Here is a 14,902-nt window from a genome sequence, read left to right on the forward strand (position 1 = left end):
GGCGATGAAAGACAAACCGAATGAATGGGTGTCCATTGCCGACCTGATGGCTGGGGTAATGGCGGTGGTGATGCTGCTGTTGGTGATGGCGGTGTTGCAGAAGAGCTATTCGGACATCAAGCACCAGCAGGAGCAGGCCAAGAGCAGTGCCAGCCAGCGGCAGAAGGTGGAGCAGTTGCTGGGTGCGTTGCGCGACTCGCTGAACAGTACTGACGGCGCCAGCCTGGTGGCGCTAGACCTGGGCGCGCAGAAACTGACGCTGCGTGATGGCGTGTTTGGCCGTGGTAGTGCCTGTATTACTGAGCAGTCCCGGGAAGCCTTCAATAGCATTGAGGTGGCGGTAACGAAGTTCCTGGGGCAGTTCCAGGGCGCCCAGGTGTACATCGAGGGCCATACCGACAACCTGCCGGTGTTGCGCCCGGTTACCAACTTCGAGGCCAATTGCACGGTCTACGATGACAACTTCACGCTCTCGGCCGCCCGCGCGCGTGAGGCGCGCAAGTTGATTATCGGCAACCTCGATGCGGCCACGGCAAGGCGAGTAGTGGTGGCGGGTTATGGAGACTCACAGCCTATCCCCGGTATTGCACCGGAGGATGCTCAGCAGCGGCGTATCGAAGTGCGCTGGATCACACCGGAGCAGGCCAAGCCATAAGCTCTCTCCAGCAATAAACGCAACGCCTGTAGGAGCGGGTTTCCCCGCGAAGAAGGCGTCGCGGTGTATGTCACCGGCTGCGCCGGTGGCCGCGGGCAAGCCCGCCCCCACAGATATTGCGCTGTTTTTTGGGGGTGGGCTGGGTCGCGCGCCTTTTACCCTTCGATTCGGGTGAACTCGGCCTCGATCAACTCCCCGCTTTGGCGCCATTGCTGGAACTGTTCACGCAGCGTGTTCTGGCTCTGGATAGCATTGCGCACGTCTTCGGCATTGCTTTGCAATGAGGCATAGTCCGGGAAGAACTGGGCCTCGAAGCTTGGGGCGTCGATAAGGGCCAGCAGTTCTTCACGCTGATCGTTGAAGTTGTTCTCCATCTCGACAAGCGCCAGGCGGAACTGATCTTCGCGCTTCTTGCGCTCGTAGCTGTCCCAGGCCTCCAGTGCCAAGCCAGCCACCGAAAGAATGCCATTGAGGTTCTTGGCCAGATTCACCGCACCCCACGGCTGGAACTTGAGGGTTTTGCCCAGATCCACACCGAACGTCTTGGCCGCGCTGACGATGCCATCACGGGCAGCCAGGATGCTGCCGTTGTTGATGAACTTGCCCTTGACCACGTAGTTCAAGCCCTGCTTGCCCAGGTCGATCACGGTGCTATTGAAGTGGTCTATCTCCGAGTCGAAGCTAAGGCGCATGCGGGAAAGCTCCTGGCTGACACCATTGAGCTGGCGATCAAACTCGTTCTTCAGGCGAGTGTTGACCATAACGCCGTCGCGACCTATTTCATGCTCGAAGAATTCCTGGAAGGTTTCCTGGGTCAGGCCCTTGGTGCGCAGGATCAGCCCGGCAAAGTAACGCGCAACGAACTCGCGCAGGCCTGTGCGTACTTCGCTTATCTGGCCCTCGGCGCCACTGAGTTGGCGAGTGAGGGCACGGTTGACTCCACTCAGGCGCTCCACTTCATCACCCAGACGCTGGTCGTTCTCCACCGCTACAGGCAACTCCTTGTGCAGGACGTCGAGGATGACGCTCTTGCGCGCCTGCTCGACGATTTTCACCGGTCCGCCACTGGCCTGGATCTTCCCGGCAGTGGCCTGCTGCAGGTTGCCGATGTGCGACAGTGTCTTGAACTTGGTCAGGCGTTCGAGCCAGTAGTCGGTGCCCATGTCGAAAGGGTTGGCCGCGACCGCAACAATGCTCAAGGCTGCTACTTCCGCGTCGGTGGCAGCGATGCTCTCGCGCAGACGGGCTTCAACGTTGCTGCGTTTTACCTGCAAGTGCTGGGCATAGCTGTCTTCATCTTCAACATCGGCCACTTCGTCGAAGCGGCTAAGCACGAACACCGTGCGCGGCAGCAAGTCAAGGGTGCGGAACAGCCAGTTCAGGTCGTCCTTGTGGCTATCCTTGATCGGGTTGGTGGAGTTCATCACATACAGCACCAAGTGCGCTTCGCTGACGTACTTGCGGGTGATGTCCTTGTACTTCTCCATGGCATCGATGTCGGCGTTGTACTGCTCTTTGAAACCGAACAGCCCGGGGGTGTCGATAAGCACGAAGTTGTTGTCTACGTCGTAGACCTTCACTTCGTTGGACGACTCCTGCTGGCTGATATTCATGCTGGCCTTGTCCAGGCGCTCCATCCACGCGGCGGCGATGGAAGTCTTGCCTTCGGAAAAGCCGCCGATCAGGGCGATCTTGAGCTTTTCGGTGGCCAGGTTCTGGCTTGCGTGTTCGAGCTTGCTCAACAGGCTGGGGTCGATATTGACGCCCAGCGCGGCACCTTGTTCGAGAAACGTCTGCAGCTTGCCCAGCAGTGCCAGCGCCTGGTTGTTCTGGTGTTGAAAGCTTTCAAGGGTCGAATGCATGTTGCAGTTCCTTATGCGTTGAGGTCGCTGGCAAGTTTTTGCAGGCCCAGATGCGCGGCTTCGAGCTTGCGCTGGATATACGTGGCCTGGCGGGCGGGTTGATGCAGAACGCTGTCAATGTGCTGGATCTTGTCTTCCAGCGGCGGCAGCGCTTGCTTGAGGGTTTTCTGGAAACCTTCGCGGATGGCCTGGCAGGCTTGATCGAGGTTCTTGTCGGTGGCCTTGCGTTGTTGGCCTTTCTTGTAGTCGTCGTCAAAGAAGCCCCACACCGACTTGGCGAAGCTGATAAGCAGCGTAGCCACGCCAATGCTCATCATCACCCAGCCTACCGGGTTCCAGAACAACGCCACGCCGCCAGCCAGGGTGGCGAGCAGACCCACTACGTTGATGCCGTTATCGATGTTCACATTCAGGTTGAAGTCGCTGGCCAAGCGGGTCTTGCCGATTTGCGAGTAGCCGTCGAGCAGGTCTTTGGCATGAGCTTCGAAGCGCTGCACGATATCGCTGACCTGGTTCTGGAACCGCTCGACTTGCTTGTCGAGCACCGCAGGCAGTTTTTCTTGCAGGGAGGCTTGCTCACTCTCGAATACCCGTTGGAGCTCGGATTTGAAATCATCGTTGCTGATGTTGGTTTCAATGCGCTTGTAAAGGCGGCTACGCACGTTCTCTTCGAATTGACCGATAGCCTTTTCGCCCTCGTTGGCCAGTCGGCTGTTGAGCGACTTGAAGGCGATCTGCAATTGCTCGCAAGCGCTCTCGGCTTCTTCTTTGAGCTTCTTGGCCAGTGGCGCGAACTGTTTGTGCTGGATGACCGCGATTTCCCCGCACACGTGGGTGACGGCCAACTGCACCTTGTTCATGTTCGAACGGCGGATCTTGGCCTTCACGTCCGTCACCAGGTCATGGGTGAGGTGCCGGTAGAACTGCTTGATGCCAGACTTCGTCAGTAGGTCGTCCGCAGGCATGGCATCGAGGAACTTCTTGCGGCTGGCCGCCGCCGTTGAGCGCGGTACCAGGCATTCGGCAGCGGCGTAAAACGCGGGCAGTGCACACAGGGTCATGCTGCGGCGATAGTGGCCCTTGAGCTGACCGGCCATGACCTGGTCGAGGTTGTCCAGGCTGGTTTGTTCGTCGGCACTTACCAGGTTTGGTTTGTCGAGAGCGATGGGGTTGGTGATGCGCTTGTTGTATAGCGTCCACACTTCCGTCTGCGCATCCAGTTGCGCCTTGATCTTCTCCAGCGTGCCAGGCCGCCCGGCGTCGCCTGTCTGCGGTGGCGCTGCTTTGGAGGTGACGTAGAACACCGCGTGGGCACGCTTCACCGCCTTGTTGATCTGCTCGCTGACCTTGCTTTCATCGCCCTCGATACCGGGCACATCGAGCAGTTGGAACTGCTGCCCAGCGCTTTCAAAGGTGTAGGCCTGGGTTTCTCGGGTGAAGTCGGCGCGGCCATCGCCGATGATGCGGCCGTCTTCGAAGGCGGCCAACTGCTGCAGGCTGTCGAGAGCGGTGGCGTGGCGCTGGTTCTGCTCGCCGAGCTGCCCTTGAAGTTGCTCGCTTTGCCGGCGCAGCGTGGTCAATTCGGCGTCACGCTGCACGGGCAGTACCGACGCGCCAGCCTGCAACTGCACCAGCGCGATTTCCTCGGGAAGCTTGCGCAGCAAGTTGAGGATGCGCTGGAACAGGTTTGCGTTGCGTTTCTGTTCTTCGATACGTGCGCGCAGGGCCTCTTCCTGCAACTGTTGCTCGACCTGGCGTTGGTCGTGGCGGGCGTCGGCGGCGAGCACCTCTGCCTCGGCCTGGGCCAGGCGCGAGGTCAACGAGGCGATTTCCCCTTCCAGCGCCTGTAGCGCGGCCTCACTCAGGCCCGACTGCTGTTGCAGGTCGAGGAAGCGCTGGCGCTGGGCCTGCTTGGTGCTTTCCTTGAGCAGGATGCGCAAGGTTTCGATCAGGGTCGACTTGCCCGCGTTGGTTTCGCCGTAGAAGGCCACGGTGAAAGTCTTGTGCTCGGCGTTTTCCTTCAGCTCGAGGATGGCCTTGGTCAGCGCCTGCTCGATCTCCTTGAGCTTGTTTTGCGCATCCGCCTGGGCAGAGGCGAGGCTGGCATCGTCAGCGCCGCGGCCCAGGGCGCTGAGCAGCGCGCCGACATGTTCGATGAGTTTGAGATAGAGACCTTCGGGAAGGTCTTCGGCTGCAGTCATGGTGTCTTCCTGTCTGACATTGGTTGCGCTTGGTGCGGTGGATGCCTCAGCGGTGTCTGAACCCACGCTCGCTCCCCCAGTGAACCCGCGCAAAAAACACCACAGCCACTGCGGGTACTAAAGCCGAGTAGCCGGGTTTCAGCGCGGTCTTGAAATTAGTCACCCAGCGGCCGGCTATCTGCTTGCCCAGTAATTCGGGCAACGCCGACAGCATGTTCCAGCTTGCCAGTTGCGTGATGTTGAGCGTCCCGCCGGTGACTGTCATCGTTTGGGAGGTTTCCACCTCTGGAGCAGAGGCTGATGCCTTGACGTAGGAGGCCAGGGTCAAGCGTTCAGCCAGTGCGTCGACATGGCTGAAATAGGTGTCCGCAGGCATGGCCTTCACTGCGGCAATAGTCGAACTGCTGAAGGCATGGCCTTCCGGGAACGCGTTGTCGAACACTTGCCGAACCAACAGCGCCTCTAATTCCACGACGGCGCCGCAACGTTGTCGGTCGTTGCCCAAGTCGAAGTGCTCCACCAGCATGTCCAGCAACGCGGCGTATGCAATGCCCCGGCCCCGCACGAAATTCACCATGCAGTGGCCACCCAGGTGCTGCATTTCGCGGATGAAGGAGTGCAGCGGCTGTTGCTCGTCGATGCTGGTCCAACTGCTGGTTTTCAGGTGTTTGATGCCTTGGGCCAGTACCTCTTGCGGGACGCCTTGGAGCAGGCCATACAGCAGGACGTCGTTGAGCACTGGGTCTTGCAACTGGGGCTGGCCGAGTTGTTGGCCGTTGAAGCCGGCAAACTGCGTGCGCATGAGCACGTCATGCAGTTTCGGCCAGTAATCCAGGTGGCCGAATTTGGTCATTTCAACGTTATCGAAGGGCTTGACTTCATGCCGCCCCAGGCACTTTTCATCGGCATTGAGCAGCAATACACCGTCCGACTTGGAGTAGGCGTTAATTACACGTTTCGCGGTGGCGTTCAACGCCTGCGCTTCTTTCGCCGACACTTCCACAGCCGCAGCCATCAACAGCACGTCATTGATAACCAGGTCGCACGCATCGCGGTTTTGGGCCAGTTTGCGCAGCGCGCTGATCACCACTCGTCCGCCCAAAGAGTGGCCGACAAGATTTACGTGGGTGACGTAGGGATAGTGCTCCAGTAGGTAGTCCCCCAGCTCATCGAGCAGGGCTTCGCCAACGAGATTCGCGCGTTTGCGGGACATCGCGAAATGCACGGCCCTGTCCCCGGCAAACGCCGCCAGCGATGCTGCGGGGTGCAGGCGCGAGGCGCCGAAGATGACATTGCGCGAAAGCTTGCCGATTGAACCGAAGTGGCTGGACTCCCAGAACATCAGCAGGTTGATGTCGGTATTCAGGGTCGGCGGAATCTGGCTGACCAGCAGCGCCCGGTCGGTGAAGTTGTGACCCGCGGAGTAACCGTGGATAAACACGTTGGCGGTCGTGGCAGTGCTGTTGAAGGATTGGGTGGTGAAGCTGAAGTGCTGGGGTTTCAAGGGCGAGAGCTCCGTGCGAGGGCGCGATCCACAGGGGCTTAGCATGTCAGGCTGGGTGGCAAACTGCCAGCCTATCCTTTCGTCCACATTGCAGCGGGGAATTGTCCAGTTCAGTGGATACAGAAATAGCTTTTGTGTGGTTTTTCTGTGTAATTCGCAGCTTTAGAGAGGTGCATCGATAAACCTCTCAACGCAGATTGACTTTCAAACATGAGCAATAAACTGTCAGGAAAAGTGGCCCTGGTTACGGACCTTGGTAATCTGGGTTAATGGTCTAATTTTGGAATACCAAGGCTTTGGCTTATCGGTTTAAAGGGAGGGAGGATATCCGTGTAGTAGCAGTCGTTTCAGCGAGCCTACGATTCTGACGCAGAGTTGTCAGGGAGACCTGCTTTAATTGTTGACCTGTGCGCACGTCGAGCCTTGGCGATGGCAGCTTCAGGGGCTAGTTTTCAACACTGATCAAGTCGCAGATGGGGTAGAGCGGATTTGGTGTCTCATTACAGTGTTCGCGGAGCACTAACAAGCCTTTAGGGTCTCTCAGATCAGGGCCCCATTGATCGCGTCCAGCTTTACGAAGGTCAAGGCTCAGGCTAAGGTGATGGCATAAGGACATGATTTTCTAACGCTTGTCCACGGAAGGTTTCTGATCAGTCGTAGTGAAACTACCGCGCTTCCATTCCGAATTTGTTGTGCCCTGAAAAACGCGTGCCGTGCAAGGTGCTGTTATCGATCGTCAGCGGATTGGCGATTGACGCATCAATGTGGGTGTTGCTGGCGTCCCGAACATTAAAAAATTGCTTAATTGAAGGCGGAAGGTATGGATTTTTCCACGCTGTTGCATCTATGGGGTGCAGCAAGCTCCGAGCAGTTGATCGCACCAATAACAGTAGTTGGCTTCGTTTTTATTTTATGTGCTTGGTACTTCGTCCGTTATTTTTGGAGATCCTTCAAACTTAGCAGCCAGCTGAAAAGGCTGACTAAACGCGTGCATGGTGTGAAAGCGCTCGCCCCGCCTCAGCGCCGATCTGAATTGGATCGACTGTTTACCGGAAGCAAGCTTGAGCACTCTTGGCGCGAGTACGCCGAAACGCTGCATGACCAGTTTGAGTTTCTGGAAGGGGAGCAGGTACTTGTCAGGTCGCGCGCCACCGCAGGGGCGGCGCATTTTTTCTCACCTCAGGGTGTGGTTGATACCCCGCTGGGAACCGAGTTTTATAAACACCTGCCTGGTATTCTGACCGGCATCGGTATTGTCGGTACATTCTTCGGCTTGATGCTAGGCCTACAGCATTTTGATCCAAGCACCCCTGAGCAGGTAAATGCCAGCGTCGATAAGTTGCTCAAGGACGTGTTGTTTGCGTTCATCGGCTCCTTTATTTCAATCATGGCCTCTATAGGGGTAACGATCACTGAAAAGTGGCGTCTAGGCCAATGCTATAGGCTCCTTGAGTCCTTCAACGAAACCATCGACGGTCTCTTCGACAGTGGTGTCGGTGAGGAATACCTGGCCGAGCTGGTGCGATCAAGCGCTGAAAGCTCGGTACAAACCCGTCAGTTGAAGGACAGCCTGGTTACCGATCTGCGGGAAATGCTGCAGAACCTCGTTGATACTCAGGTCCGTGAAAGCCTCAAATTGGCAGATACCTTGTCGACGACGTACCGTGACTCTGGGCAGCTGTTGGCCGATCAGGTGAGCGGCGCAATCGAGAACAGCCTCAAGTCGCCACTTGAAGCTATCGCGGGGGCGGTGCAGGCCGCCAGTGGCGATCAGTCCGGGCAGGTCCAGAACCTGCTTCAGGATGTTCTGGTTGCTTTCATGAACAAGCTGGAAGGTACGTTCGGCCAACAGTTCAATGGCCTGCACGAGTTGATGGGCCAGTCTGTTGCTGCCATGCAGTCGATGCAGCAAGGATTCTCGACGCTGATTCAGGATATGCGGTCGAATAGCGAATCATCGAATCAAAGCAGTGCGACCATGATTGCCCAGCTTCTGTCCGACATGCAGGCCGGACAAAACGCCATGCAAGCGGGAATGAACGAGATGCTCGCCAATCTTCAGGCTTCGGTTGCCCGCATCGGCAACGAAGGGGAGGGGGCTGGTGCTCGAATGGCGGAGCAAATGGAGAAGCTGTTCGCTCAAAGCGAGGCTCGCCAACAGGCAATGGCTGAGAATCTCCAGACTTTTGTCGAGTCGATAAAGCAGAGTATCGGCCAAGGCCAACAGGAAACCATGGCCAAGATTGCGGGTTCCGTTGAGGTGCTGGGTGAGCAGCTCTCGGCAGTCTTCAAGCAATTGGAGCATGGTCAGCAGCAGATGGATCAATCCACCCGTGCCGCACAGGCTGATCTGCACCAAGGTACCCGCGACCTGGTTGGTGGCCTCGATGAGCAGGTCAAGGCGTTGCTGCAAACAGTTTCCGAGCAACAGAAATCGGCCCAGGACACCGTCAATGCGTTGAGTGCCCAGACTGAGCAGCATCTGCAAAGTATGCAGCTGGGTGCAGACAAGATGCGGGCGGCTTCTGAGCGGTTTGAAACTGCTGGACAAAGCGTTGCACGAGCCAGTGAGTCGACTGCGGGACTGATGGGTACAGTTCAGGGCGCAGGGGCTGAGCTTGCGCAGGCATCGCGTGAGCTGAATACCGTTGTTGCGGACTACCGGAACAATCGTGAAGCGTTAGCGAAAACGCTCGCGGTCATAGAAGGGGTGGTTGCCAGTGCCCAAGGGGAAGCCAGCGGTCGCAGCCAATATCTCCAGGACCTGAAGGTTCAGAGCGAGCGGATGCAGGCGCTTAACCGTGAAGTGTATGAATACCTTGAAAACATCAGTGGTGTGCTGGGTAACGGCTTCAAGGAATTTGGTGATGGCATGGATCGGGTATTGAGACAAACCCTGGGAAGCCTTGATACCGAGCTCGACAAAGCAGTCAAGAGCCTTGCTGGTGGAGTGGAAGGGGTCAAGGAAAGTCTAGAAGACTTCGGCGACATCATGGAACGCATCAAGCGGTAACGGAGGCTAGTCGATGTTTGGTAAGCAAATGCCTTCGGCTACCCGTTCAAAAGACGAGGGAGAGAAGCCTTTCTGGATCTCTTTCGCGGATTTGATGACCGCAATGATGATTCTGTTTCTCGTGGTCATGGTGGCGGCTTTGAGTTCTGTGACGCAGCGTATCAACCAAGCGGAACAGGGGGAGAAGCAGCGTAGCAAGGACATCAGTCAGATTTGCGAGCACCTGAGCCTCAAGGCGAAGACTGCCACTAAGACCATCATCGTGGACTGCAAAGACAACCGGATCAGCTTTGGCGATTCTGGCCGCTTTGGGCATAACCAGTATGCGCTGAGCAATGACGGCCAATCGGCACTGCAGGAGGTCGTGCCGATGATTCTGGATGCAGCTAACAGTGAAGAGGGACGTAAGTGGTTCAAACAGGTTGTGATCGAGGGATCGACCGACACCGACGGTTCCTACCTTTACAACTTGCACCTTTCATTGCAGCGTTCGGAATGGGTGATGTGCAGCCTTCTCGATAGTCGCAGCCCGCTCCAGGTCGGATTGTCGCCGGAGCACCAGCAGCAAATCAGATCGATGTTTCTGGCGGGTGGAGTGTCTTTCAACAATGCAAAGGACACCAAGGAAGAAAGCCGGCGAGTGGAGTTGCGTATGCAGTTCTTCGGCTTAAAGGAGAAGGAAGGCAATCTCAAGCCAGATGTGCCGGTCTTCTCTAACACTGATCTGGAAAAATGTCAGTTGGCGATGAATCGATGACCAGCTCAATCGCTAGGCTTTCCGCCGCAATTAGCCACAGTCTGTCAGCACATCGCACGGGACAGGCCCCTGAACTGTTGGAGCGATTCCCCCGTCTGGTAGCTGCGGGAGTCGATCTTTACGAGCGATTCGAGCGCGCTGAAAAGGCTTTGCCGCCACCCGAAGAAAAGCGTCGTGCTGCGATAAGCAAGTTTCGCAATGTATTGCCACTCAACACCTCGGAATGGCGCTTGGTCTTCGCCGGCCTTTCAGACAAGAGTGAGCGAGTCGGGCCGATACTGGACGATGAGCAGCTTTACGCCCGGGTGCACGAAGAAGTCCATCAGCGTATCGAAAATCGAAGGCTGAGCCGCCGGGATTGGCTGGCGCTGTGTTTCAGCTACTTTGGGTATGACGCCGCTACGCCTGCTCAGAACGCCAATTGGTGCCTGTTGCGCGAAGACGTTCAGCTCGGTTTCGAATGCGTCAGGGATCAGCAGAAGCGCGAGAAGGAGTGGGTGCAGATCGTTCAGCAACATCAGGAGCTTTTCTCCGAGCAGGCAGGTGCCAAGCTGGGTGACCAGATGTTCAAGGGCGAGATCAGTGACCTTTCGGCATTGCAGACGATTGCGCAGATCCCTGACAACAGTTGGCTATGGCGCAGGATCTTCAGCGTACTGATTTCTCGTATTTTCATGCTGGATGATGCCGAGTTTTCTGAGCGCTTGGCCAACCTGGTCGACATCGGCCGGCAGCACCCGCGGTACATGAACGACATTCTGAGTGCATGCCTGTCGCGTTACCACTTGGCAGCTTATCGGGAGAAGCCATCGTCGCTGCTCAAGCAGCTCGCGCTCGACAATTGGGGCAGCCCACAAATCCGCTCGAGGCAAAACAGCTGGCTGCAGTATGTTGAAAAAGATGTTTGTGCGATGGTCGTGGCGTGGTTTGCGAAGGAGGACCTGGAACACTTCTTCAACCTGCTGAAGGGCGATGATGACGTTGATCAGTCACGCCTTTTCTACTGGCTGCGGTTTGCCAACCAGATGAGCTACACCCGAATCGTCATGGGTTCGGATGCATGGAATAACAACGGTCGAGACTTTGTCCATTTCCGCGAGAAGAACAAAGGACGCCTAGGCCGGCTGATAGGCGCAGCTGGTCATAACAATGCTGTAGTCATGCAGATCGGCAACTACTTTTTCGTTGAGTTTTCGGGAATGGGTGCCTGCTATGTATATCAGGCAGACAAATCACCCTTTGATCCAGACAAGTCCCATCTTGAGCTCGCTACCGAAATTAAGCAGCGCAATCGTGTGGTGGAGTGGATGCGTCACTTCCCGGCACCGAGCCGCCCAGATCGCGTTGAGGGCTGGCTGAGTAAGTTCGATGACACTCTGGAGCGACTGGGCATTCGTATTCAAAGCCAAGACTTAGAGCCTGCCACGCCGAGACTACTGTCGTTTGACTATCAGGTTCGTGAATCCATGAAGTCAGTAAAACATACGCTACATGATCGGCGCGCACAGGGCGGCGCAATCCATATTCAGCTGGAGGAAAACGATCAGGCTGCCATCATCGCTCTACGGCGATTGGGCTTTAAGGCGGAGAATCACCAGCCACTTCGGTTCTGGAGAGAGTAATGTTTAAGCGCTTCCTGAAAGGCATTGGCCTGCAACCGAATTTGGCAGTTGAAAATTTTGAGCCGGATTTTTCCATTGAGGAGCAGGGCATCTGTTATCCCCTAAGCTTGGCGGAGAGCACGGAATCCTGGTCGTTAGCGAGTTATCTTGATCAGCTGGAAGAGGAGGAGTTCGTCTCCCAACTGAGTGATCGCTGGCTGTTGACATGGGATGAGCTCTACCGACTGCTGGATGATCCAGAGCACGTAACAAGCTTGCCGCTACTGGGATTGCCGCCACAGACGGCCCTCATCCCTCAATTGAGCAGTCAAGGCAGCCTTGCCTCCGGGGATTTCAAAGTCTCTATCAGTGGGTGGCGTGATCCGCAGTCCAATGCCAATGTGCAGGTGCAGCGAACGGGGGCCATCGTTCAGTATCAGGGAAACACGGAGATTCTGCTTGAGGCGTCTTGGAAACTGACCGGTGCAGTACGACAGCTTTACCTGGCACAGCAAAATGAGCCAGGTGAGGTAACCAACCAGATCGGCTGGGCCAGCATCAGGAAGCTGGCGCGCAAGGCTGGTGCTGGCATGGATGGCTTTCTGGACAAGACCGTCGTTATCAAACCCGAAAAACTTCGACTTAACCCGCGAAAGTCGACCTTGGGCGACACACCGGTTATCGAGCTGCAACCAAGCTTCGAAGGCCAGCCGGACAACTGGCTTGAGAGTTTTGACGGTGCCAAGCAGGTTCAGGATCGATATCGGGTAACTGGTGATGATGGATCGCTGACCCACGTCCTGATTGAGCCTGAAGTCAAATCAGTGTTGGACTATGTACGCTCGTTACCCGGACGTCGGGTCGCTGGCGACAATGCCCTTTCATTCGTCCGTAACCCCTACAGCACACTCGGCGAAAGTGCCGCCCACGTGCTGGATGCCGAGACATATGAAGACGAGCTTGCCGAGGCTGGTATTTTCTTTCACCGCTTTCATCTGGAGGCCAAGCTGGATGGAGCAGGGCAGCGCATCGAGCAGGTAAAACTCACGCTCGAGCCGATCTCGCCAACACCGCAAGCCCCCATCGAGATTGAGTTCAAAGCGGCCCATGAACTCGCGCCGCTCGTCAATCAGTTGCAACTGAAGGTGGCCGCTGGCATGCCTGCTGGCTTCTGGCAGGGCTATGAGCTTGAACTCAGCGATTTTGATTTGCGCCAGTTGGCAGGTATCAATGACCTGCTTAAACGTTGGCAAAACGAGGCGGCTGGTATCGAGTTTGACTCTGTCCTCGACCTGTCCCTCTACGGCGACCGTGTGACTGGCATTGGGGAAGCGGAAAGAATCACTTCGCCTTTCCTGGTAAAAGAGGCGACCGAGAACTGGTTGCCTAAGGATGTAGCGGCACTTGGCATCGACGCAGAAATCCTTGGGCGTTGGGATCCCTCCGACCGCACTCAATTTGAAGCGTTTGAGCAGCGGCTGGACGAAGCTCGCGCGGCCGGTGATGAAACGGTCTTTTTGCCAGAGTCCGAAACGCCACTCTCGATTGCCGCTGCCGAGCAACTTTTTGATGCTTGGTCGAAGAAGATTGCACCTGTCGAGACCAGCCAGGTTGAGCAACTGGAAAAAGTTGGGCGCGCCGTACTCCAAATCGGCCATAACATTGATGAGCCGACCTACATTCAAGTGCGTCAAGCAGCGTTACGCGCCGCATTGGATGCAACGCCAGAGTTGCCTGGCCTGCTTAAGCCAGAAGTCGTCCTGCGCGAGCATCAGCTTCAAGGTGTGGCGTGGTTGCAGCATTTGTTCCGCTTGTCCCCTTCGGACGTGTCGGGTTGCTTGCTCGCTGATGACATGGGGCTTGGGAAAACGATCCAACTGCTCACCTTTCTCGTCTGGTACCTGGAGCAGTACCCACAGGATCAGCCAACACTGATCGTCGCTCCGGTCTCATTGCTCGATAACTGGGAGCGAGAGCTTCACCGGTTCTTCTTTGCTGACGCACTGCCTGTGTTGAAGCTGTATGGCTCAGCCTTGAGTGCAGTGAAGTTCAAGAAAGAAGAAATCCCTGCGGACTTGAAAGCCAAAGGCATCAAGAACTTGCTGCGTCCAGGTTGGATGGGCGACGCTCGAATAGTCCTGACGACTTACGAAACACTACGTGATCAGGAGTTCTCTCTGGCGCGCCAGCAATGGTCCATCGTCGTGTGTGACGAGGCTCAGAAGCTGAAGAACCCTGCTGCACTGGTGACTCAGGCGATCAAAGCCATTCCGGCAAGATTTCGAGTGGCGTGCACCGGTACGCCTGTTGAGAACACCCTGATCGATCTCTGGTGTCTGTTTGACTTCATTCAGCCAGGATTCCTGGGCGGGTTGAACCAGTTCGGTCGCGAATATCAGCGCCCAATCGAAGCTGCGCTGGAGCGTGACACGGTTGCCCTGGATCGCCTGCGTGGGCTTATCGATCCGCAGACGTTGCGCCGTACCAAGCAAGACATTGCCAAGGATCTGCCTGCCAAAATCGAAGACGCAGCATGTCGTTCACTTGGCATGCATGCTTTGCAGCGGAATCTGTACCTGTCCGAAATATCGGCATACAGCCAGAAGCAGCAGATCGAAGAACAGCTCGATCAAAAGACCTCTGGCATGCTTGGGTTGCTGCACAAGCTCAAGCTGATTTGTGCCCATCCTTACAACGTTCAGCCAGATACGCGGTTGCGTGACAACTCGCCGAAGCTGCAATGGTTGATGCAGACGCTCGAGTCCATCAAAAGGGCCGGCAACGGCGACAAGGTCATCGTCTTTACCGAGCTGCGTGATATTCAGCGTGAATTGCAGCACGCGATTCAGCAGCATTTCGGGTTTCGGGCGACTGTGATCAATGGCGATACCAGTACCAGCAGTCAGAGCGCCAATAGTCGGCAGAGGCTGATCGACCAATTTCAGGAGCTGCCAGGTTTCGCCGTCATTATCCTGTCCACTATCGCTGTTGGATTCGGGGTGAACGTGCAGGCCGCCAACCACGTCATTCACTTCACGCGTTGCTGGAACCCGGCCAAGGAAGATCAAGCGACGGATCGGGCTTATCGGATTGGGCAGGAGAAGGATGTGTATGTTTACTATCCGACAGTTCGTGATGCGGCGATGCCGACATTTGAGGCGACACTGGATGAGTTGCTGAGTAAACGGAGAGCGTTGGCGCGAGATATGTTGAGTGGCACTTCGGAGCTTCAGGCTTCGGATTTTGATGGGGTGCTGAAAGCGTGCTGAGCCAGCCTGAGAAAAACAGTACTGGGCGATATGCCAATTA

The 14,902-nt window shown here is 56.4% G+C and carries 8 protein-coding genes; 5 read left to right on the top strand and 3 right to left on the bottom strand.

All coding sequences use genetic code 11. The annotated features are described in order from the left end of the window. The first annotated feature begins 4 nt into the window (after nucleotides 1-4). Complete coding sequence (locus CAG25_RS09810; RefSeq protein WP_085611276.1) at nucleotides 5-655, top strand: OmpA family protein; 651 nt, start codon at nucleotides 5-7, stop codon at nucleotides 653-655. Between the two features lie 155 nt (nucleotides 656-810). Here the strand turns inward: CAG25_RS09810 and CAG25_RS09820 are convergent, their stop codons facing one another. From CAG25_RS09820 to CAG25_RS09830, 3 genes are read right to left on the bottom strand one after another with little or no spacing between them, the layout of a single operon-like run. Beyond that, on the bottom strand, nucleotides 811-2,517 hold the full coding sequence (locus CAG25_RS09820) for a LeoA/HP0731 family dynamin-like GTPase (protein WP_085611278.1): 1,707 nt from the start codon (nucleotides 2,515-2,517) through the stop codon (nucleotides 811-813). An 11-nt stretch (nucleotides 2,518-2,528) separates the two neighbouring features. Then, nucleotides 2,529-4,718 (bottom strand): hypothetical protein, encoded by a 2,190-nt coding sequence (locus CAG25_RS09825; RefSeq protein WP_085611279.1) that lies wholly within the window; start codon nucleotides 4,716-4,718, stop codon nucleotides 2,529-2,531. Between the two features lie 46 nt (nucleotides 4,719-4,764). Then, nucleotides 4,765-6,159: a DUF726 domain-containing protein gene (locus CAG25_RS09830; RefSeq protein ID WP_256575333.1), complete on the bottom strand. Its 1,395-nt coding sequence runs from the start codon at nucleotides 6,157-6,159 to the stop codon at nucleotides 4,765-4,767. Nucleotides 6,160-7,042: 883 nt separating this feature from the next. Between CAG25_RS09830 and zorA1 the strand changes: the two genes are divergently transcribed. The 4 genes from zorA1 to zorD are packed head-to-tail and all read left to right on the top strand — an operon-like array spanning nucleotide 7,043 to nucleotide 14,862. Beyond that, complete coding sequence (gene zorA1, locus CAG25_RS09835; RefSeq protein WP_085611281.1) at nucleotides 7,043-9,235, top strand: type I Zorya anti-phage system protein ZorA1; 2,193 nt, start codon at nucleotides 7,043-7,045, stop codon at nucleotides 9,233-9,235. Nucleotides 9,236-9,248: 13 nt separating this feature from the next. Beyond that, nucleotides 9,249-9,992: a type I Zorya anti-phage system protein ZorB1 gene (gene zorB1, locus CAG25_RS09840; RefSeq protein ID WP_085611282.1), complete on the top strand. Its 744-nt coding sequence runs from the start codon at nucleotides 9,249-9,251 to the stop codon at nucleotides 9,990-9,992. Next, nucleotides 9,989-11,614, top strand: a complete 1,626-nt coding sequence (gene zorC, locus CAG25_RS09845) for a type I Zorya anti-phage system protein ZorC (protein WP_085611283.1) — start codon at nucleotides 9,989-9,991, stop codon at nucleotides 11,612-11,614. Before zorB1 ends, zorC begins: the two co-directional genes overlap by 4 nt. Continuing rightward, nucleotides 11,614-14,862, top strand: a complete 3,249-nt coding sequence (zorD, locus tag CAG25_RS09850; RefSeq protein ID WP_085611284.1) for a type I Zorya anti-phage system protein ZorD — start codon at nucleotides 11,614-11,616, stop codon at nucleotides 14,860-14,862. Before zorC ends, zorD begins: the two co-directional genes overlap by 1 nt. Nucleotides 14,863-14,902 lie beyond the last annotated feature (40 nt).

This window comes from Pseudomonas sp. B16(2017), from assembly GCF_002113205.1.
GTDB classification, from domain to species: domain Bacteria; phylum Pseudomonadota; class Gammaproteobacteria; order Pseudomonadales; family Pseudomonadaceae; genus Aquipseudomonas; species Aquipseudomonas pharyngis.

Excerpts from the sequence above, each read along its gene's own strand:
- zorD (WP_085611284.1), top strand. The coding sequence starts at position 11,614 with ATGTTTAAGCGCTTCCTGAAAGGCATTGGCCTGCAACCGAATTTGGCA.
- zorA1 (WP_085611281.1), top strand. The coding sequence starts at position 7,043 with ATGGATTTTTCCACGCTGTTGCATCTATGGGGTGCAGCAAGCTCCGAG.
- CAG25_RS09810 (WP_085611276.1), top strand. The coding sequence starts at position 5 with ATGAAAGACAAACCGAATGAATGGGTGTCCATTGCCGACCTGATGGCT.
- CAG25_RS09825 (WP_085611279.1), bottom strand. The coding sequence starts at position 4,718 with ATGACTGCAGCCGAAGACCTTCCCGAAGGTCTCTATCTCAAACTCATC.
- zorC (WP_085611283.1), top strand. The coding sequence starts at position 9,989 with ATGACCAGCTCAATCGCTAGGCTTTCCGCCGCAATTAGCCACAGTCTG.
- zorB1 (WP_085611282.1), top strand. The coding sequence starts at position 9,249 with ATGTTTGGTAAGCAAATGCCTTCGGCTACCCGTTCAAAAGACGAGGGA.
- CAG25_RS09820 (WP_085611278.1), bottom strand. The coding sequence starts at position 2,517 with ATGCATTCGACCCTTGAAAGCTTTCAACACCAGAACAACCAGGCGCTG.